17 protein-coding genes, 1 tRNA gene, 1 pseudogene and 1 riboswitch are annotated in these 19232 nt (G+C 50.4%); of the genes and pseudogenes, 2 read left to right on the top strand and 17 right to left on the bottom strand.

Features of this window, described 5'->3' with window-relative positions:
* Positions 1-5: 5 nt before the first annotated feature.
* The 3 genes from ACZ444_RS03185 to ACZ444_RS03175 are packed head-to-tail and all read right to left on the bottom strand — an operon-like array spanning position 6 to position 3485.
* Positions 6-869, bottom strand: a complete 864-nt coding sequence (locus tag ACZ444_RS03185) for an ABC transporter permease (protein WP_382358760.1) — start codon at positions 867-869, stop codon at positions 6-8.
* A complete protein-coding gene (locus tag ACZ444_RS03180) occupies positions 866-1879 on the bottom strand; it encodes an ABC transporter permease (protein ID WP_382358761.1) in 1014 nt (337 codons plus the stop codon). The genes ACZ444_RS03185 and ACZ444_RS03180 overlap by 4 nt, the downstream gene beginning before the upstream one ends.
* Positions 1863-3485 (bottom strand): ABC transporter substrate-binding protein, encoded by a 1623-nt coding sequence (locus tag ACZ444_RS03175; protein ID WP_464433569.1) that lies wholly within the window; start codon positions 3483-3485, stop codon positions 1863-1865. The genes ACZ444_RS03180 and ACZ444_RS03175 overlap by 17 nt, the downstream gene beginning before the upstream one ends.
* 188 nt (positions 3486-3673) lie before the next feature.
* Between ACZ444_RS03175 and ACZ444_RS03170 the strand changes: the two genes are divergently transcribed.
* Complete coding sequence (locus ACZ444_RS03170; protein WP_382358763.1) at positions 3674-5302, top strand: AMP-binding protein; 1629 nt, start codon at positions 3674-3676, stop codon at positions 5300-5302.
* 67 nt (positions 5303-5369) lie between these two features.
* Here ACZ444_RS03170 and ACZ444_RS03165 read toward each other — a convergent pair whose 3' ends face one another.
* Complete coding sequence (locus ACZ444_RS03165) at positions 5370-6167, bottom strand: YhfC family intramembrane metalloprotease (protein ID WP_382358764.1); 798 nt, start codon at positions 6165-6167, stop codon at positions 5370-5372.
* A gap of 170 nt (positions 6168-6337) precedes the next feature.
* A riboswitch (purine riboswitch) is annotated at positions 6338-6439 on the top strand.
* Positions 6440-6600: 161 nt separating this feature from the next.
* Between ACZ444_RS03165 and ade the strand changes: the two genes are divergently transcribed.
* Positions 6601-8334, top strand: a complete 1734-nt coding sequence (ade, locus tag ACZ444_RS03160) for an adenine deaminase (protein WP_382358765.1) — start codon at positions 6601-6603, stop codon at positions 8332-8334.
* 237 nt (positions 8335-8571) lie between these two features.
* Here ade and hisC read toward each other — a convergent pair whose 3' ends face one another.
* The 13 genes and pseudogenes from hisC to ACZ444_RS03095 all read right to left on the bottom strand — a co-directional run bounded on the left by hisC (position 8572) and on the right by ACZ444_RS03095 (position 19001).
* Complete coding sequence (hisC, locus tag ACZ444_RS03155; protein ID WP_382358766.1) at positions 8572-9627, bottom strand: histidinol-phosphate transaminase; 1056 nt, start codon at positions 9625-9627, stop codon at positions 8572-8574.
* Positions 9620-10255: a bifunctional phosphoribosyl-AMP cyclohydrolase/phosphoribosyl-ATP diphosphatase HisIE gene (gene hisIE, locus ACZ444_RS03150; protein WP_382358796.1), complete on the bottom strand. Its 636-nt coding sequence runs from the start codon at positions 10253-10255 to the stop codon at positions 9620-9622. The genes hisC and hisIE overlap by 8 nt, the downstream gene beginning before the upstream one ends.
* Before the next feature lie 81 nt (positions 10256-10336).
* Positions 10337-11005 (bottom strand): annotated as a pseudogene (gene hisF, locus ACZ444_RS03145) (imidazole glycerol phosphate synthase subunit HisF); the annotation flags it as partial.
* 2 nt (positions 11006-11007) lie between these two features.
* Positions 11008-11718 carry a 1-(5-phosphoribosyl)-5-[(5-phosphoribosylamino)methylideneamino]imidazole-4-carboxamide isomerase gene (gene hisA, locus ACZ444_RS03140; RefSeq protein WP_382358767.1) on the bottom strand — a complete coding sequence of 237 codons (711 nt, stop codon included), beginning with the start codon at positions 11716-11718 and terminating at the stop codon, positions 11008-11010.
* 21 nt (positions 11719-11739) lie between these two features.
* The gene (hisB, locus tag ACZ444_RS03135; RefSeq protein WP_382358768.1) at positions 11740-12324 is read right to left on the bottom strand and encodes an imidazoleglycerol-phosphate dehydratase HisB; all 585 of its coding nucleotides are present in this window, start codon (positions 12322-12324) and stop codon (positions 11740-11742) included.
* The gene (hisD, locus tag ACZ444_RS03130; RefSeq protein WP_382358769.1) at positions 12299-13600 is read right to left on the bottom strand and encodes a histidinol dehydrogenase; all 1302 of its coding nucleotides are present in this window, start codon (positions 13598-13600) and stop codon (positions 12299-12301) included. The genes hisB and hisD overlap by 26 nt, the downstream gene beginning before the upstream one ends.
* A 5-nt stretch (positions 13601-13605) precedes the next feature.
* Positions 13606-14232, bottom strand: a complete 627-nt coding sequence (gene hisG / locus ACZ444_RS03125) for an ATP phosphoribosyltransferase (RefSeq protein ID WP_382358770.1) — start codon at positions 14230-14232, stop codon at positions 13606-13608.
* The gene (hisZ, locus tag ACZ444_RS03120; protein ID WP_382358771.1) at positions 14233-15474 is read right to left on the bottom strand and encodes an ATP phosphoribosyltransferase regulatory subunit; all 1242 of its coding nucleotides are present in this window, start codon (positions 15472-15474) and stop codon (positions 14233-14235) included.
* Between the two features lie 261 nt (positions 15475-15735).
* Positions 15736-16236 carry a DUF3231 family protein gene (locus ACZ444_RS03115; RefSeq protein ID WP_382358772.1) on the bottom strand — a complete coding sequence of 167 codons (501 nt, stop codon included), beginning with the start codon at positions 16234-16236 and terminating at the stop codon, positions 15736-15738.
* Between the two features lie 286 nt (positions 16237-16522).
* On the bottom strand, positions 16523-16957 hold the full coding sequence (locus tag ACZ444_RS03110; RefSeq protein WP_382358773.1) for a DUF4064 domain-containing protein: 435 nt from the start codon (positions 16955-16957) through the stop codon (positions 16523-16525).
* 371 nt (positions 16958-17328) lie between these two features.
* Positions 17329-18075, bottom strand: coding sequence for a YggS family pyridoxal phosphate-dependent enzyme (locus ACZ444_RS03105; RefSeq protein WP_382358774.1), 747 nt, complete (start codon positions 18073-18075; stop codon positions 17329-17331).
* 34 nt (positions 18076-18109) lie between these two features.
* Positions 18110-18181, bottom strand: a tRNA-Ala gene (locus ACZ444_RS03100).
* A gap of 139 nt (positions 18182-18320) precedes the next feature.
* The gene (locus tag ACZ444_RS03095; RefSeq protein WP_382358775.1) at positions 18321-19001 is read right to left on the bottom strand and encodes a phosphatase PAP2 family protein; all 681 of its coding nucleotides are present in this window, start codon (positions 18999-19001) and stop codon (positions 18321-18323) included.
* Positions 19002-19232: the final 231 nt, after the last annotated feature.

Raw genomic sequence — 19232 nt, 5'->3', positions numbered from 1 at the left:
CTCCTTCAACCATTCTGACTGTGAAACGGATCGGCCAGCTTCCGGACGTGGCGCCCCAGCATGTCAAAGGTGCCAACCATTAACAGCAGCATGAGCCCAGGGAAAAACGCCAGCCACCACATGCCCGTTGATAAATAACGCATGGATTCTGACAGAATTACGCCGATAGCCGGCACATCAGCAGGCAAACCGAATCCTAAAAACGTGATCGCTGCTTCGTGCAAAATCACATGCGGAAATAATAAGACAAAACCGATCAGGAGCTGCGAGGTTAAATGTGGCAAGAGATGCTGCCGGGCAATCCAGAAACGTGATCGGCCGAGCCTGCGGGAAATCGCAACATAGTCGGTGTTCAGCACCGGCAGCACCTCGGCTCGCAACAGGCGAGTGAGCGCCGGCCAGTGCGTCAGCGCAAGACCCACAATCACGCCTTTAAAACCGCCGCCCAGCGCAAAGGAAATTAAAATCAGAATCACGATATGCGGCAGACTGAGAAACAAATCAATCAGCCAGGTAACGACCGTATCAAACACCTGATGGACCGAGGCCAGCAAACTCAGCAGCAGCGCTATGATGACGCTGACCAGAGATGCCAGGACGCCCACACCAAAACTCAGGGTGAGACCCTTAAAGGTACGAGCTAGCATATCCCGTCCCATCCAATCCGTGCCAAATAAATGTCCGAGCGATGGCTGCCCGTTTCTAGCAGCTAAATTGACCGCCAATTTGTCCGGACTGATCAGCCAGCCAGCAGCAAGCATGCCGGTGAGCAGCAGAGCAGCCAGGACAATCATGAGGACTGCCTTTTTCCGAATTGACCATTTTTTCCGTTTGCCAGCAGAGACACCCACGGCTGTTTGTTCATTCATGTTGCTTCGTCCTTTCTGATCCGCGGATCAACCAGCCGGTACAGCCCATCCGCCAGCGTGTTGCCCACAAACACAAAAATGGTGCTGAACAACACGATCCCCAAGAGCAGCGGCACATCGCTCGATAGGCCGGCCTGGACGACAGCCTGCCCGAGTCCGGGATAGGCAAAAACCTGTTCTGCCAGCACCGCGCCGCCAAACAATTCACTGAATGAGGCGAAATGCAGCGATATCGCAGGAAGCGAAACGTTGCGCAAGCCGTGACGCCACAACAGGGAAAAACCCCGCTCCCCTTTCGCCCGCGCATAGCGGATGAATTCGCTATGCAGAACTTCGGTCAGTTTTTGCCGTGTATGCAGAGCGACGTTGGCCATACCGGTTATGCTTAATGTTAGAGCCGGCAGAACCAAATGCTTCAGCTGTTCGGCCAGGGTGACGTCCGCGGCCACTTCTCCGGCCGGTGAAGACAGCCCTACCGGGAACCAGCCCAGGGACGCGGAAAACAGCATAAGCAATAACAGGCCCAGCCAAAACGGCGGTGTCGAGGCCATGGTGAAACAAAAGCCTTTAATCAGGCGGTCGAGCACCGTCCCTTCACGCATACCCGCGATAAGACCGGCCAGAAAACCGATGATGCCGGATAAGAGCCAGGCAGCCCCCATCAGAACGAGGGAAGCACTGAATCGTTCCACAATCACCTCGGCAACCGGCTGCCGAAACACCAGTGATGTGCCAAGATTCCCGTGCAGAACAGCTTTTCCCCAGCTGATAAATTGCTGATACCCGGACGCATTCAGGCCCCAGTACGCAGCTATGTTTTCCTGCTGCTCCGAACTCAGGCGTGCCATATCCCCGCCGACGTAGGAACGGACCGGGTCAATCGGCGAATAACTGACAAGCATGAAGGCCAGGATGCTGACAGCGATAAGCAGGGTCGTGAGTTTTAGCGTTTTTTTCGCGATCAGCCGCAACACAGGTCGGAACCGCAATGTGTCAGCCTTCCTCCGCATCTTGCCAGTGCCAGTTTTCAATGGCGTCCGTTATAGGCCAGCCGTGCCCGTGCGGCTGGATGCGCTGCTCGCCAATCTTTAAATCATCCTTTATAAAATACGTATGCTCAATGTTCACAAGCCATACCCACGGGGCATCCCCCTTTGCCGTGAAACCTGTCTCGCCGTCCCACTGAGCCTTTTTCCAGAATGCATTGGCCGCTTCCTGCGATGTGGCCCGCATCGCCTGTTCCATATAGCGGTCAACGTCCGGATTGCTGTAATAATTGGCGTTATTCAGACTTTCAGCTTTTGTATGGCTGCTATAGGTGTGATACATCTCCAGCGGTGTTTGATTGCCATAGCCCATCATGACCGGATTCGCTGGCATGAGCCTTTCCAGTTCATCCCAGCTTTTACCTTCTGTGCTGATAGACAGCCCTAATGGTTCCATCTGACTCGCAAACGCCAGCGCTAAGGATTGCCGGATGTGATCATCAGACGGATAATACAATGTGAACGACGCCTCCACACCGTCTTTTTCACGGACGCCTGCATCATTTTCCTGCCAGCCGGCCTCAGCAAGAAGACGTTTGGCATCAGCCAGCCGGTTATCCTCAATGACCGTATCCGGATTCCACCAGGGCAAGTCATCAGCTATGGTATAAGCCGGTGTGCCGTAACCTTCCAGAACACCGTCCACCAAACCTTCGCGGTCGACTGCGATATTCATCGCTTTTCGGATAGCTCTGTCCGATGTTACAGCATTTCCGAGCGGATACCCTTCTTCTGTCTCACCGCCGGCTTCGGGATAAGGCAGCATGACACCCCGGTTATCCACACTCTGCAGATCAACGAGCCGCATGCCTTCAACCGTCTCATCCGCTAGCGATGGCGGAACAGCCGCTACATCTGCTTCACCCGCCTGCGCTGCAGCAAAGGCCGCGTCCTCTTCCAAAAACAAGAAGGTCAGCTTTTCAAAATTGGGCGGGTCTCCGTAGTAATGCGGATTGGCCTCGACAATTAATTGCTGGCCTTTACGCCATTCAACGAGCTGAAAGGGGCCTGAACCGATGGGATGCTCATTATACGCCTCATCATACGCGTGCTCCGGAACAATCCCGATCCTTGCTAATTGATCGATAAACGTGGAATCCGGCTCTTTTAAGGTGAACGTCATCGTGTGGGCGTCCGCCTTTTCAATCGATTTGACATTGCTCAAATCAATCACCGAGCCGCTCGTCTGGGCGGTTTTATATGTAAACACAACATCCCTGGCGGTCAAGTCTTCCCCATCGGAAAACTGCACGTCTTCCCGTATGGCAATTGTCCATTCCAAACCATCGTCACTGACGTGATAATCGGTTGCGAGGTCCTTCTGGATAGCAAGGTCCTCATCATACGTTAAGAGCGTACTCTGAAACAAAGGCGAGCCGTACTGGCCCCAGCCGGTGGTTGGATCAAAGCCCTCATCAGGCTCACCGCCGATTGCCAGCACCAAATCTTTGCCCTTGGAGGCATCCGCCGTTTCCGCTGAACCAGCATCCTCCTCGGCTGATGCGCAAGCACCCAGAGCAGCTGTTAGCAGCGCCATCATGATGACCATCATCGATCGTTTCAGACGCATCGGGCATTCCTCCAGTTGTTCTGTCGTCATCACATAACTATGCGTGTCTTAATGGTTTCATGCACCAGGCATTGCTGGGCCTTCTATCCATTGCTATTTATATGAAATTTTATTATAATCAAAAAATACACAATACTTAAATGGGGTTATTTATCACATGCGTCCGATAATCATAAGGAGGAATCATCATGCCATTCGAAACACTCATAACATCTGAACAAATCAAAGAAATGGAACAGAACGGATTGTGGCGGATGGAAACGGTCTTGGACCACCTCAACCAGTGTGTTGATGCCTGTCCTGACTCTGAAGCAGTTTTTGACGGCTATACCAGACTGACCTATCATGAACTAGCTGAGGAAGTGCAGTACTGTGCCGCTGGTCTTGCGGAACTGGGTGTCGAGAAGGATACGGTTATCTCGCTGCAGCTGCCGAACTGGGTGGAATTTATTATTTTCCATTATGCGGCCACTTTTTTAGGAGCCGTTACCAATCCGCTTGTCCCAATCTACCGGGAACAGGAAATCCGTTATATGGCGGACCTTGCTGAAACGGAAGTCTATATAGCACCCAAACAATTCCGGAATTTTGATTATGAAGAAATGATTCACCAGCTGAAACCTGACCTGCCCGCATTAAAATCGGTCATTATCGTAGGCGAACCGGACTATGATACGTCACTTAGCTATGATACGTGGATGAAGGATAACCGCCAGTCCGGCCAGAATGCGGAGGAAGTGGACGCTGATCCGAACGACGTTTCTGAAATTATTTTCACGTCAGGAACAACAGGGGAGCCAAAAGGGGTGCTGCATACCCACAACACGCTAACCTGCGCAACACAAGGCATGATTGATCATCTAGGTCTGACGGACAGCGATGTCGTTCATATGGCTTCAACTTTTGCCCATCAGACAGGGTTTCTGTACGGATCACGCATGCCGGTGCAGTGCGGTGCTAAAGGCGTTTATCAGGACGTGTGGAATGCAGAAGAATTCGTTGAGATGATTGAACAGGAACAGATCACCGTCACATTTGGCGCAACACCGTTTCTGCACGATTTACTGAACGCCAGCAATCTGGAGGACCGGGATATCTCATCACTGCGCATTTTCGTTTGTGCAGGAGCGCCGATTCCCAAGCCTCTGCTGGAAGAGGCCCTGGAAAAATTGCCAAACTGTAAGGTGCTGGGCGCCTGGGGCCAAACAGAAGATGCGATCGTGACCGTGAGCAGCCTCGATGATCCGGCTGATGTGATTATCTCATCCGACGGCATTCCCATTAGCGAGGGAACAGAAATACGCGTTACCGACGATCAGGGCACAGAGCTCCCCTATGGGACTGAGGGGAACCTCGAGGTGCGCGGTTCATTCGTGTTTGCCGGCTATGCCAAACGTCTGGCGAAAACCCAGGAGGAATTCAATCAGGACTGGTTTATCACCGGGGATCTGGCCATAATGGATGAAAGCGGGCATATGAGCATTTCCGGCCGGTCTAAAGATCTGATTATCCGGGGCGGTGAAAATATTCCGGTAGCCTACGTGGAAGACGTGCTGTATAAGCATCCATCGATTGCAAGTGCCTCAGTCGTAGCCGTGCCTGATCCGCGCATGCAGGAACGTGCGTGTGCCTGCGTCATACCGAACGACGAAACATCGCTGACCATGGACGAATTACAAACATTCTTACATGAGCAAGGTCTTGCCAAACAATACTGGCCGGAATACTTGCAGGTGTATGAGGATTTGCCGCGCACGCCAAGCGGAAAAATCCAGAAGTTTAAACTGCGTGAAGAAGTCAAACAGAACGTGACCTGATTACGGACTCACAGCAGGAGCTCTTCCCCACTGCCGCAGCAAACGGGAAGAGCTCCTGCTTGTCATTTTATTGAGCATCTGCTGAATCACTGAATAAACGCTTCGATCGTTTAATAAATCTGAGCGAGGCAAGCGCAACGATTAACAAAAAGATTTCGGCTATTAGGCCGTTTAACTGAAAGGCTTGCGTCAGCATAATCGAGATAAAATTGACAGCCGTATGAATCAGGATCGCATAGAACAGAAAACGGATCCTGCTTCTGCTGACACTGTAGAGCACCATTAATGATAAGGCCAGCTGCAGCGCAAAGGTCAGGAGCCGCTCCACACCAACCAGGAAAAACATATAGGCCGGCGCCTGGGTCAGCTGATCCTGCATAACCTGTAACTGCAGTGATGCGTCGCCCATACTCTGCAGCATGTCCGCAAACTGCCCCGTATTAATCATGACAGCGACGATAATGGACTGAACACTTGCTATGGCACCCACGAGAATCGCCTCAATTCCGCCGTGCCCAATACCGTAAGCGATACCGTCCTTCCAGTCCCGAAATGGTGTTAAGATCAAGCGAAATCCGACATACCGTCCGACTTCTTCAAACACACCAGCGGCCAGTGCGCCGTACAGTGCGTACAGATACGGATTTGTCAGCCATTCACTGGTGACATCATTTCCCTGCAAAACATAGCCATTCAATATGGACTCCAATAATTGCGAGAAAACGATGAATATAGCCACACCGACCAGGACTGGCTTCCAGTCAATGCGATAGGACCGTTTCATATAAATCCAGCCAGCAATCGGTATGATCAGCGATAGCAAAAGCGACATAACCATAAACACAATCGACCATGAACTTACCAAATAAATACCCTCCATCCTTGCCACTTTGAAAAAAAAGGCAGCTTGTCTTATGATATCATACATTCAATCGTTTGAATCAGGTGCCAGGTACATACACAATTCTGAATAATCTGAGTTGTGTATGTACCTGGCACCCAGCAAAACAGGATGTTATAATGAGAGACATCTAAAAAATGATAGTGGTATTCACTCATATAATTGCAAGGATATGGCTTGCGCGTTTCTACCAGTTTACCGTAAATAAACTGACTATGAGCAGCAATGGGATAATCATAGATGTTTTAAGTCTATTCTTTTTCGGCGCGTAACCCGAAGACCTTTTGCTCACTCATAGGATGATTGAGTGTGCACTGGTTCTTCGGTTTTTTTATAGGATGCGGCAATGAAGGCTATAAACCCTTTGCTGAGCGGTCCAACCATTGGAGGGATAATGTTGAATAGAAATGAATTAAAACAATTGATAGACGTAAGTGCAGGTCGTGAACCCGCGGATCTGGTTTTGAAAAACGGCAAAATTGTGGATGTCTATCAAGGCGCTATTCTCACAGGTGATGTGGCGATCGTCGCAGGAAAAATTGCCGGTGTTGGCGAAACGTACGACGGTAAGGAAACGGTCGACTTACAAGGAAACTATATAGCGCCTGGCTTCATCGATCCGCATATTCATGTCGAATCCTCCTATGTAACACCGGAAGAATTTGGCCGGCTGCTTGTCCCCCACGGAACAACAACCGTGATGGCCGATCCTCACGAGATCGTGAATGCAGCGGGACTTACCGGGCTTGATTATATGATCGAAGCAGCGAGCCACACCGCTTTAGATATCCACTATATGCTGCCTTCCTGCGTGCCGGCTACCAATATGGAGAATTCTGGATCGGTGTTGAATGCCTCCGATATGGCCGAAGCTTTGCAAGAAGGAAAAGCCCAAGGTCTCGCCGAGTTCATGAATTTCCCAGGTGTCATTCAAGCCGAGACAGACACGCTGGATAAACTGTTAGCTGCGAAAAATCTGCATAAACGCATCGATGGCCACAGTCCGATGGTGAGCGGCAAAGACCTTAACGCCTACATTGCCGCTGGGGTGGAGAACGACCATGAGTGCTCCACCGCTGAGGAATTGCAATCGCGGATTTCAAAGGGAATGTATGTCTTTTTAAGGGAAGGTTCTGTAACACAGAATCTGCGCACCCTTCTAAAAGGCGTCACACCGCACAATGCGCGTCGCTGCGCTTTATGCGGCGATGATGTGCAAGCCAAAACCATCCTGGAAAAGGGTCATTTGGACAACGCCATCCGCATCTGTATAGAGGAAGGTGTTGATCCGATCCAGGCGATCCAAATGGCGACGATTAATGCTGCCGAAAGCTGTGGATTTAACGACCGGGGAGCCGTCGCCCCGGGGCTGAAAGCTGATTTAGTTATCTTCAGTGATCTTGCTAATCCCGTGGTGGAACAAACCTATATTGACGGCAAACGTGCTGCCGATCAGGGAAAGTACGTCATGCCAGTTAGCCGGGCAGACATATCGCCTATCGAGTCCAGTATGCATATCAACGATTTTTCAGAAGACAAACTCGCTCTGCCGCTGGCTACAGCTCAAGCGCGGGCAATTGAAGTTAATCAGACAGAGGCTTTGACCAATGAGGCCATCGTTGACGTTGACCAGGACGAGAAGGGCGCGTTTGTTTATAATCCTGAAAAACCGGTTGCGAAAATTGCTGTTGTTGAAAGGCATCACCATACCGGGAACGTGTTTGTGGGACTATTGAAGGATTATGGCATTAGCCGGGGTGCTATCGGAATCTCGATCGCCCATGACTCGCATAACGTGATTGTAACCGGAACGAACGACGCGGATATGGCAGTGGCTGTTGAAAACTTACAACACCAAGACGGCGGTGTGGTCCTGGTTGATAATGGAAAGGTTATCGGCAGCATGGCACTTCCAGCAGGCGGTTTGATGAGCCATCTTTCGGGAGAAGAAGTCGCCTCCCAGCAAACCACCATTAATCAAACAGCACGCGACGTCCTTGGAATCGCGGAAGACGTTGATCCCATCATGACACTGGGCTTCATGTCACTAGCCGTCATCCCCACCCTCAAAATCACAGACCTGGGCCTCGTCGACGTAACAAAATTTACATTCGTGCCCGTATCTGTATAAGGTAGGTGCCAGGTACATACACAATTGGGAACTATCTGAATTATGTATGTACCTGGTACCCGGGCAGCATGCGTGACTAAACCGCTCTGGAAATAGACGTCGCTTTCCGCGGGCGGCTGGTGAGCCTCCTCGCGCGCCGGCGCGCTCCGGGGTCTCACCTATCCTTTGCTCCCGCAGGAGTCTCCGTCTTTTCCTCCGCTGTTTAAGGTGAGCTGCCAGGCACCCCGAACCAACCCTTTACCCGAGTTCATCCAGCGCTGCCAGTACTTCTTTCATGTTATCTTGTGTTCCAATTGTTATGCGGAGGTAGTCTTTTATCTGCGGCTTGTTGAAGTGTCTGACCATAATTCCCCGCTGTTTCAGCTGCTCGTACAGTGCTCCGGCCTCATAAGCCGGATGCCGGACAAAAACAAAATTGGTCTGCGACGGCAGGACGGAAAACCCGCGCGACTTGAGCTCTCCGGCAAACCACTCCCGCGTCGCGATGATCTGCCGGGTTGTCTCAGCGAAATAATCCCTATCCTCGAGCGCAGCCGCCGCTCCCGCAATAGCCAGACGATCAACGGTATAAGAATTAAAGGAATCCTTCAGCCGCAGCAAGCCTTCGATAAGCTCAGGCTGGCCCAGCGCAAAACCCACGCGCAAACCAGCAAGCGAACGTGATTTAGACATCGTCTGGACGATAAGCAGATTAGCGTACGTATTAATCAGCGGGACAGCTGAAGCCTCCGCAAAATCAATATAAGCCTCGTCTATAATAACGACCTGATCCGGATTATGTTGCAAGATCGCTTCAATACGCTCCAGCGGCAAATACACACTCGTCGGCGCATTCGGATTGGGGAAAATCACGCCGCCTTCTGCCTGAAAAAAGGCTTCCGCCGGCAAACGGAAATCAGTCGTGAGCGGCACTTCCTGATAGGGTATATTAAATAACTGCGCATAAACCGGATAAAAGCTGTAGGACACCTCCGGAAACAGAATCGGCCGCCCAGGGTCAAAAAACGCCATAAACGAAAAGGCAAGCACCTCATCTGATCCATTGCCCACAAAAACATTTTCCTTGTGAAGCTGCTGATCGGCCGCGATTGTCTCGCGCAGATAATCAAGGCTGGGCGGCGGGTAGCGCTGCAGCTGTTGCTGCGCTGCCGCCTGTATCGCCTCCACCACATGAGGCGATGGCGGATAGGGATTTTCGTTCGTGTTTAATTTTAAAATATCCGACTGGCTGGGCTGCTCACCCGGAACATAGGGCTCGGTGCGCTTGAGCGCCTCACTCCAGAATTTAGACACGTTCGTCACCTTCCTTTTCCAGCTGCCGGCGGTAGAGTTCACGTTTAATATCAGCGACGGAGATACCGAGCACTTCCATTAAAACAAGCGTGTGGTAAGTCAGATCAGCGATTTCCCACGTCGTTTCCGCCGTATCCTGATTTTTCGCGCCAATAATCACTTCACTTGTCTCTTCGCCGACCTTTTTCAGGATTTTATCGATCCCTTCCTGGAAAAGATAGTTCGTGTATGTTCCCTCTGCGGGCTTTTCATGCCGGTTATGAATGCGCTGGACCAGCTGTGTCACAACGTCCGGCTCCGGCGTCTCTTCTGCATAAAGCGACTGATGAAAGCACGTCATCTCGCCGGTGTGACAGGCCGGGCCGAGCGGTTCCACCTGAACAAGCAGCGCGTCCTGATCACAGTCATACGCGATGTGTTTTACCGTCTGCGTATTGCCGGATGTTTCGCCTTTATGCCACAAGGTCTGTCGCGTTCGACTGAAGAGCCATGTTTCCCCCGTTTCCAGCGTTTTATCGAGCGCTGTCCGGTTCATATAAGCAAGGGTCAGCACACGCCCGTCCCGCGCGTCCTGAATAATCGCTGGAAGCAGGCCGTTCTCGTCAAATTGCAATGTATCCGGCATCATCCCCGCGTCCTGATGACCGTCTATTTCCGCTTTTAAGTCACGAATCGTCAGCACGCCATAATGAAACACCGAAGCACCAAGCGCAGCATCTGCCCTGTTCGGCTTAAGCGCGTCCAGGATATGCGCAACACTTCCGGCGCCGCCGCTCGCAATAATTGGAATTTGCACACGACGGGCAACCGCCTCGATCAGCTCAAGATCATAGCCATTTTGTTCTCCGTCCGTATGAATCGCATTCAGAACCAATTCGCCCGCTCCGAGCTGTTCGCCTCTCACGGCCCAGTCCACAGCATCAAGCCCGGTATCGGTCTGGCCGCCGTTTTGATACACGTGCCAGCTGCCATCACGGGAAGCTGCAGCATCAATCGAGAGCACCACCCGTTCCGGTCCAAATTGGTCAGCTGCCGCGGCGATCAAATCGGGATCGCTGACAGCAGCAGTGTTGATCGATAATTTAGCAGCCCCGGCATCGCGCAGCTGCTGCATCTGTCCGAGTGTCTTGATGCCGCCGCCTGCTGTCAAAGGAGCCTTAACACCCGCGGCGAGCTGCCGGACGACATCAAGGTAGCCGGACCACCCATCCGGATCAGCAGCAATGTTATAACAAACCAGCTCATCCGCGCCGTCCTGATCATACTGTTTGGCTAATGTCACCGGGTCAGCGACATCTTTTATATTTTGAAACTTTTGCCCCTTCACAACGCGCCCGTCCGCAACATCGAGGCAGGGAATAATCCGTTTAGCCGTCATGTTTAACACACCTCCAAAAGTTGTTTCAGTGTCGTGGTGCCATCGTATAAAGCTTTTCCGACAATGGCGCCGTACATATTCATGTCACGCAATCGTCTCACGTCTTCTTCGCTCGTAATGCCACCTGAGGCAATCACGTTAATCGCTGACGCATGCTGAATGGCCTCAAGCTCCGCTATATTCGGTCCCTGCAGCATCCCATCTTTGGAAATATCTGTATAAATCACGGTCTTAACACCGCTTGCCGCCAATTCCTGGATAAAGTCAAGCGCCCGCACACGACTTGTCGCCGTCCAGCCGTCTGTTGCAATCAATCCATCCTTAGCATCGACCGAGACAGCAATGCGATCACCATAGACGTGCAAAGCCTTAGCCAGAAATTGGCGATCTGCAAGAGCAGCCGTCCCGAGAATCACGCGATCCACCCCGGCGTTTAGATAAGCTTCCAGCTGCTCGAATGACCGGATGCCGCCGCCGACCTGCAGCGGGATCGAGACCTTCGCGGCAATTTGCGCGATCAGCTCCTTATTTACGGCTTGGCCAGCTTTGGCGCCGTCCAGATCCACAATGTGCAGATACGGCGCCTGAGCGCTCTCCCATTTTTCTGCCATCGCTGCCGGTGAGTCACTGTAAACATGCTCCCGGGCATAATCACCCTGAATCAGACGGACACACTTGCCATCCCGGATATCAATCGCTGGCAATAGAATCATAGACTCACCCCTTTTTATCTGCTACAGCATGCCTTTCGTGCTGGGAATACCTGTCATACGCCCACTGATGCGGCTTGCTTCATCAAGCGCCCGGCCGAATCCTTTGAAAATGGCTTCAATCATATGGTGGGTGTTCTCACCATAGGCAAGATTAATGTGCAGTGTCACCCCAGCATGGCGGGCAAAGGCGAGGAAAAATTCCTTCACTAGTTCGGTATCAAACTGCCCCGCTTTATCCTTTAATCCCTCCACATGATACACGAGATAACTCCGGCCACTGATATCCAGCGACACGGTTGCAAGCGCCTCATCCATCGGTGTTGTCACCGTCGCATACCGGGTGATGCCGGCTTTATCGCCCAGAGCCTCACGAAAAGCCTGCCCCAGCAAAATTGCGCTATCTTCGACCGTATGATGCTGATCCACCTCTAAGTCACCAGCACAGGTGAGCGACAGATCAAATAAACCATGTTTCGCCGCCAGCGTCAGCATATGATCCAAAAACCCGACACCGGACTGGATTGACGCGTTGCCTTCACCGTCCAGATGCCAGTCCAGACGAATCGCTGTTTCGGACGTTTCACGACTGAGAACGCTTTGCCGCATGATTAGCCTCCTTTCTTATCTGCACTGAATTCGCATGTGCTGTCAGCTGCTCCGACCGGGCCAATCGGTCAATCTGGTCAGCCGCCTGTTCGAGCGCGCTGGCACTGTATTCGATAATGCTGGTTCTTTTTATAAAATCATACACGCCGAGCGGTGAGGCAAATTTGGCTGTTCCTGATGTCGGAAGTGTATGATTGGGCCCGGCAAAATAATCACCCAGCGGTTCCGGTGAATAATGACCGAGAAAAATAGCTCCCGCGTTCTGCACGCGATCGACATACGCCCCGGCATCAGCCAGCATCAGCTGCAAATGCTCCGGCGCCAGATCATTTACGATGTCAAAAGCCTCATCGAGACGGTTCACAACAACAATCGCCCCGTGTTGATCAAACGCTTGATCAATAATGGCTTTGCGCTCCAATTGGTCTATCTGTTTTTCAATTTCTGCTTGAATGGCCTTCGCTTCCGAGGAAGAGTTTGTGATACAAATCGCTGCTGCATCCGTATCATGTTCTGCCTGTGACAAAAGGTCAGCCGCTGCAAACGACGGTGGTGCTGTGTCATCCGCCACGATACAAATCTCACTGGGACCGGCGATCATATCAATCGCCACATCACCGTACACCCACTTCTTGGCACGCGCCACATAGGCATTTCCAGGGCCGGTAATCTTAGAGACGCGGTCAATGCTTTCTGTTCCATAAGCAAGCGCCGCGATTGCCTGCGCTCCTCCCAGCTTATAAATGGCTGTCACCCCCGCCAGATCAGCTGCTGCAAGGACTTCATCGGAAATCCGGCCATCCGGACCGGGTGGTGTGGTCATGATGATCTGCTTCACGCCGGCAATCCGGGCAGGAATCGCATTCATCAAGACGGTCGACGGATACGCAGCTGTTCCCCCTGGGATATACAAGCCGACTTTTTCAATCGGCGTTACTTTCTGGCCGAGCTGTTTCGCATTCGTCTGTTCCAGAAACCAGGAGGCCTCTTGCTGGGCCTCATGAAACGCTGTGATATTATCACGGGCTTCTGCAAGAGCATCCATAAAAGCATCCGTCACATTTTCCCGTGCCGCATTTATTTCAGGACGCGAAACAGCAAGATCCGCCAGCTGCACACCGTCAAACTGCGCCGTCAGGTCAAATAGCGCCCTGTCGCCATCCTGTTGCACCTGACGGATGATTGCCTGCACCGCTTCATCCAGCTGCTGGTGCCCGCCGGATGGTTGCCGGCGCCCCTGCCGTTCAGCAAATTGCTCCTGTGTCATGATTTCCATGATGATCACTCCATTCCTGTTTTGAGCTGATTAATGAACGTATGGATGTCGCGTGACTTCGTGGTAAAGCTCGCTTTGTTCACAATCAGCCGCGTACTGATGTCGCCCAGTTTATCGAGTACCAGCAAACCATTCTCCTGCAATGTGGTGCCTGTTTCCATAATATCGACAATCACATCAGCGAGACCGATTAACGGCGCCAGCTCGACCGAACCGTTCAGCTTAATCACCTCAGCAGGTATACCGCGCCTGTCAAAGTAAGTCCGCGCAACGACCGGGTATTTCGACGCCACCATGATTTTTTGTGCTGGATCAGATGGCAGATGCTGCTTGCCTGCCAGGATAAATTGACACTGGCCAAGCGCTAGATCAAGAAGATCATAAACATCGGCCGCGCGCTCCATAATATTGTCTTTGCCAGTGACTCCGGCATCAGCCGCTCCCTTTTCCACATACGCGGGCACATCGAGCGGTTTTACCAATATCAGCCGGAGCTGACGCTGGTCGTCGCTGAAAATAAGCTTCCGGCTTTGCGGATGAAAATCCGGGAAACGATAACCCGCCTGCTCCAGCAGTTCAAGGACACTGTCTGCCGTCCGCCCTTTTGCCAGGGCAAGTGTAATGACCGCCATTCACGCACCTCCTATCGCTTCATGCAGCAGCGATTGCAATTCCTGTCCGTCGGTAAACGCCTGTTCTGTCTGTTGGTCATCAAACCAGTTGCCGTCGGGTGAGAAACAAGCCGTGCAGCTGCTGTCTTCGGCGGTGTGTCCGGAATCCCCCCGCGGATAGGTCACCACGGCATAACCAGCTTCACGCAAATCATTAGCCGTTCTTAAAGCATTGATCTGTTCCTGAGGTTCATAAAACAGCGTTATATCAACAGATGGCGCTGTGCTGACAAGGCGGTTTTCCTGTCGCAGCGCATCTGCTAGATAGCTGGTCTCATAGGCAAAGCCAATCGCCGGAAGCACCGCTCCAAACTGATCAGCCAGCCGGTCATAACGGCCGCCCATCACCACCGGTTTGCCGTAATCCGCTACAACTCCCTGAAAAATCACGCCCGAATAATAGTCCATGTTGTTGATCAGCCCGAGGTCAAATACAACCGCATCCGCCGCGTCATAGGCCTGCAACAGCTTGTTCAGCGCATGCAAATCAGCCAGTTCCGCCTTCATATCAGGCGTTAGGGCAAGCTCCTCGGCACGTTTAAGCACATCCTCCGGGTCGCCGTATAATAATGGAATGGTCTGCAGAATAGCTGCCAGATCATCCGGAACATTGACGTCCGCGAGAAACCGTTTAATATCAGCGAGATTTTTCGATTGCACCAGCATCTGCAGCTGCTCCCGTTCAGCAGGAGCTAAATCGAGCTGACGCATCACAGCTTTAAAGAACCCAGCATGCCCCATTTCAATTTTAAAACGTTCAAATCCGAGATCCTGCAGGCCATGAGCTGCCAGCGTGATCACCTCGGCATCTGTCTCCGGCCGGTCGCTGCCAAAACGCTCCACGCCTGCCTGCAGACGTTCTTCCAGCTCAGAGGCCTCCGGGTACTGCCGGAAAATATGCGACACATAAAATAAACGCGCTTCCCGTGTCGTCGACGAAGCCATCATACGGGTGATGGGGATGGTCACATCAGGCCGCATCACCATCACTTTGCCTGACTGATCAATCGCTTTAATCATATTTTCCCGCTTGACGGTTCCACTGACCAAATCATATAAATCGTACTGTTCAAATGTGGACGTCCGCACCTGACGAAACCCATATGTCTGAAAGCGATGTTTCAGCGTCTTGATTAACGCCTGGCCGGATTGAAATTCAGCCGATCCCGTATCCTGTGAACGATCAAACAAATACGACTCCACACCAGCACCCCCCCTTTAGTTGTATCCAATTCGACTTTATTACTTTATCACTTTATTTAATTAAAGTTTTGTAAAGTATATATGATGAAAAACGCTATGTCAATAGGGTGCGGGTGGGGTGCCAGGTACATACACAATTCTGAATTGTGTATGTACCTGGCATGTATGAAGTGGAACAGCAGATAAGAACGTAAAATCCGCATGAAATCAGATGTGAAACCTTGATTTCATGCGGATTGTTTAATTCAGGACTGAGCCTTTTTAATTATCATGGTGTAATGGCGGTGAAACTAACCATCCTTTGTCTTTGGTCAGTTTTAAATACTTTTCGCCCAGTGTTGCCTTTTGGGTATGAAACTGGCCAAACATCCTGGCAATATCTTCCCGGGTGGACGTGCCCATCATTTCACTGCACGAAACAAGACCTGCTGCAATTTGCCCAGCGACAGATGCGGCAATCTCCTGGTCCATAAAGCGTGCGCCTGCTGGTATATCTTCCACGTGCGCCTTGGGCCGTTCCGGTGGCGTCGGCGGCAGACCCACGCCATTCTTTTTGAGAAGTTCTTCCATTTCTTTAACTTCCTGCTGACCTTGCTGAATGGTATCCTCAAGTAATTTAGTCAGGTCCTCGTCACCTGCATGGTTGACCAGCGTCTGATACTCGGCAATCAGCCCTTTTCCGCCCATTACCGCTGTCCAGACACCAAACACCTCACCATAATGCATCGGCTCATCTGCGGGATTTCCATCTAAAATACCCATTGGCATCCTCCTAATCCATTTCATTGTATAGGTGACACTTTTTAAAGCACACGCCTATTGTGCCTCTGGCGTGGACATCTATTCAGGTGCCAGGTACATACACAATTCATAATGGTTAAATGATTAATCAGCAGTATGATGTTCAAACTCACGTTAAAAAACACAGAAATTAATCCTGTGTTTTTAGTTGCTATTTATTTTGTGAAATCAGGAATTAAAAGGTCCATTAAGGATGTTTTTCATTGAATCCACAATTTGAAAACTGCACATATTTTCACAGAAAGTATTATTGGTCGGCAGCATGAACGTTAAATTTACTCCGTTTAATGAGATAAATTCCAGATACTGCTTGTAAAACAGCCGGTATCAGCGTAAAAAATGATGCCACGGCGGCACAAATTAAAAAGATACCCGATAAATGCTTTTGGGATCTTAACAAGGCTAGACTTATTCCATTCAACACGACTGAAAACCCGATAAGAATTAATGGATAGTGCGCATATTGGTTAAGATAAGACAATATATCAGCAGCCAACGGAGCTGTATCAACATTATCTCGTTGTGCCTTTGGATCTTTAGACAATATGTCAGTCACTACTGTATTTGCCGTTTTATTTTGCTCCAACGGTCCTATCGAGCTTAAAAATATAAACGCAGCTATTAAAAGAACTATGGAACAAACAGATAAAATAACAATAATGGTATGTACAGAAGTCTTCATTGACTTTATCACCCTTTTAGCGCGCTCAGTCTGTTTCAACAACTTGAATAGTTTTAATGAGATTCTTAAACAAACGTTTGATTAACTTTGGCGATCCAGTCTAAAGAGGTGGGGACTATTAAAAGCAAGAGGCTGGGACAAAAGACAAGAATCATAAGCCTGCTTCGGAAAAAGACGCCGCTTTCCGCTCGCGGCTGGTGAGCCTCCTCGTGCTCGTCGCGTTACAAGGCGTGCGTTACCAGTTGCACTCGTGTGATGACCTCCTTTTACTGCTGGCAGATCGAGCACTTTTTCGAGCGCACCCGTTCACTGCCACGCCTGCCGCACAAAAATGCCAGGGTGGGTGTGGCGCCTCCCTGGCATTTGCTGTCTTAATCGTCTGTATCGGAAAGCTGTTCGTTCCAGTAGTAGCTGTCGGGGTATTCGCGGTCACCGAAGATGGCAGTTCCGACGCGAATCATGGTTGCCCCTTCTTCAATCGCTGCCTCCAGATCACCGGACATGCCCATTGAGAGGACGCCCATATCAACGCCCGGATAATCCTGGGCTTTGACCTGTTCCTGAAGTGACTTCAGCAGGCGAAAACTTTCGCGCGTCTCCTCGGAATTGGCCGACAGCTTGCCGATCGTCATCAGCCCTTTAATATGGAGTGTACTGAATTCAGACAGCTGTTCAATTAACGTGAGCACATGCTCCGGCGCGGCACCGAATTTGCTTTCTTCATAAGACGTGTTTACCTGTACAAGAATATCCAGTGTGCGATTATCTTTAAGAAGCCGATTGTGCAGCTTTTGAGCCAGTTTCAGACGGTCAACGGACTGAATACATGTGACATATGGCAGGACATTATTGATTTTATTCGTCTGCAGATGCCCAATAAAATGCCACTGGGCTCGATTATCTTCAATAAGAGGATATTTTTCCTGCAGCTCCTGGGCTTTATTTTCGCCAAGCAGTGTCTCACCGGCATCAAGCGCAGGCTTAATAGTTTCAGCACTGACGGTTTTCGTTGCCAATAAAAGCGTGATGTCGTCAGGATTTCTGTTCGCAGACCGGCAAGATGCATCAATTCTTTTTTTAATCTGATTCAGCTGTTCTTGAACTTTATTGGCGTTCATAACATTTCCTCTTCTTTAACACGAATTTTTGAAAAGGGGGTATCTGGATTCGAACCAGAATATAAGGTCTTGCACAACCTTGGCCTATCCATTTGGCTATACCCCCATAACATTAATTTTTAATTTTTTAGTAACTTTACAAAAACATGTAAACACAGTATAATAGCTAGCAATGAATCTTGTCAAGGACCTCACATGCACTCCCTTGTACCTCATAACGTGCACTGAGACCACCATCTTCTGCGTTAGTACTGCGAATCATGCGCCGCCTTCCGCACCGGCTTAATGAAACGATCGTGTTCCGGAAGATATGTATAAAGAAAAATGCTGAAAAACAGCCACGCTCCTCCGGCCAGTAATCCGCCCAGAACATCAGATAAGTAATGAACGCCCAGATAGACGCGGCTAAAGCCAATCAATCCGATTAAACCAACAGCGCTCATCCAGACCCATCCAGACGGCTTCGACATGCTTTTCATAGCACGGAACAGCAAAAAGGCTAGAAAACCAAAAAAAGCGATTGAATTCATGGCATGTCCACTCGGAAAACTGTCTGAACTCACCTGAACAAGATGCGTTATCTCCGGACGCGGCCGTTCAAAGACAGCTTTCAGCAACCAGTTGCAGAGCCGCACACCCAAAAGATTCAAAACGAACAAAAGCGTCAGCCAATAACGTTTCTGAACGAGCAGCACACATGCGAGAATCACCAGCATCGGATAGCTGACATAAGCCGAGCCCATATAAGTTATAACAACGAAAATAGCTTCTCCTGATGAACCAAGAAAATTGTATAAATAAGACTGCATCTGCTCATCGAAAGCCAGCAGCCAAGGCTGTTTATACGATAAACCAATCACAAGAAATAGTACAGCTGCCACAACCATACAGAATCCTAAAAAAATCCGCTTCTGGAAAACCGGCATGATGCGCATTCCCCTTTCAACGTTGTTTCATCCATCTGAAATACCATCTGCCAGCATACCATATCGCGCATAAAAGGGGCATCGATCGACTGCACCACAATTTCGATCGAGACTCACACAAAATCGATCGGCGACACTACAATTTCGATCGAGACTCACACTACAAGCAGCCAGGAATAGGACGTTATTGTAAAAGTGCCATCCTTCCACAAAAACATCCTTTCGATAGAT

The organism is Lentibacillus kimchii (genome assembly GCF_055381965.1).
The sequence above is the reverse complement of the archived record's forward strand: the minus strand, read 5'-3'. Positions and strand labels throughout refer to the sequence as shown.

Coding starts and splice junctions, on each gene's coding strand:
- ACZ444_RS03185 (WP_382358760.1), bottom strand. CDS start 869: ATGAATGAACAAACAGCCGTGGGTGTCTCTGCTGGCAAACGGAAAAAA.
- ACZ444_RS03180 (WP_382358761.1), bottom strand. CDS start 1,879: ATGCGGAGGAAGGCTGACACATTGCGGTTCCGACCTGTGTTGCGGCTG.
- ACZ444_RS03175 (WP_464433569.1), bottom strand. CDS start 3,485: ATGCGTCTGAAACGATCGATGATGGTCATCATGATGGCGCTGCTAACA.
- ACZ444_RS03170 (WP_382358763.1), top strand. CDS start 3,674: ATGCCATTCGAAACACTCATAACATCTGAACAAATCAAAGAAATGGAA.
- hisIE (WP_382358796.1), bottom strand. CDS start 10,255: ATGATGCCGGATACATTGCAATTTGACGAGAACGGCCTGCTTCCAGCG.
- hisA (WP_382358767.1), bottom strand. CDS start 11,718: ATGATTCTATTGCCAGCGATTGATATCCGGGATGGCAAGTGTGTCCGT.
- hisB (WP_382358768.1), bottom strand. CDS start 12,324: ATGCGGCAAAGCGTTCTCAGTCGTGAAACGTCCGAAACAGCGATTCGT.
- hisD (WP_382358769.1), bottom strand. CDS start 13,600: ATGGAAATCATGACACAGGAGCAATTTGCTGAACGGCAGGGGCGCCGG.
- hisG (WP_382358770.1), bottom strand. CDS start 14,232: ATGGCGGTCATTACACTTGCCCTGGCAAAAGGGCGGACGGCAGACAGT.
- ACZ444_RS03115 (WP_382358772.1), bottom strand. CDS start 16,236: ATGGGTATTTTAGATGGAAATCCCGCAGATGAGCCGATGCATTATGGT.
- ACZ444_RS03110 (WP_382358773.1), bottom strand. CDS start 16,957: ATGAAGACTTCTGTACATACCATTATTGTTATTTTATCTGTTTGTTCC.
- ACZ444_RS03105 (WP_382358774.1), bottom strand. CDS start 18,075: ATGAACGCCAATAAAGTTCAAGAACAGCTGAATCAGATTAAAAAAAGA.
- ACZ444_RS03095 (WP_382358775.1), bottom strand. CDS start 19,001: ATGCCGGTTTTCCAGAAGCGGATTTTTTTAGGATTCTGTATGGTTGTG.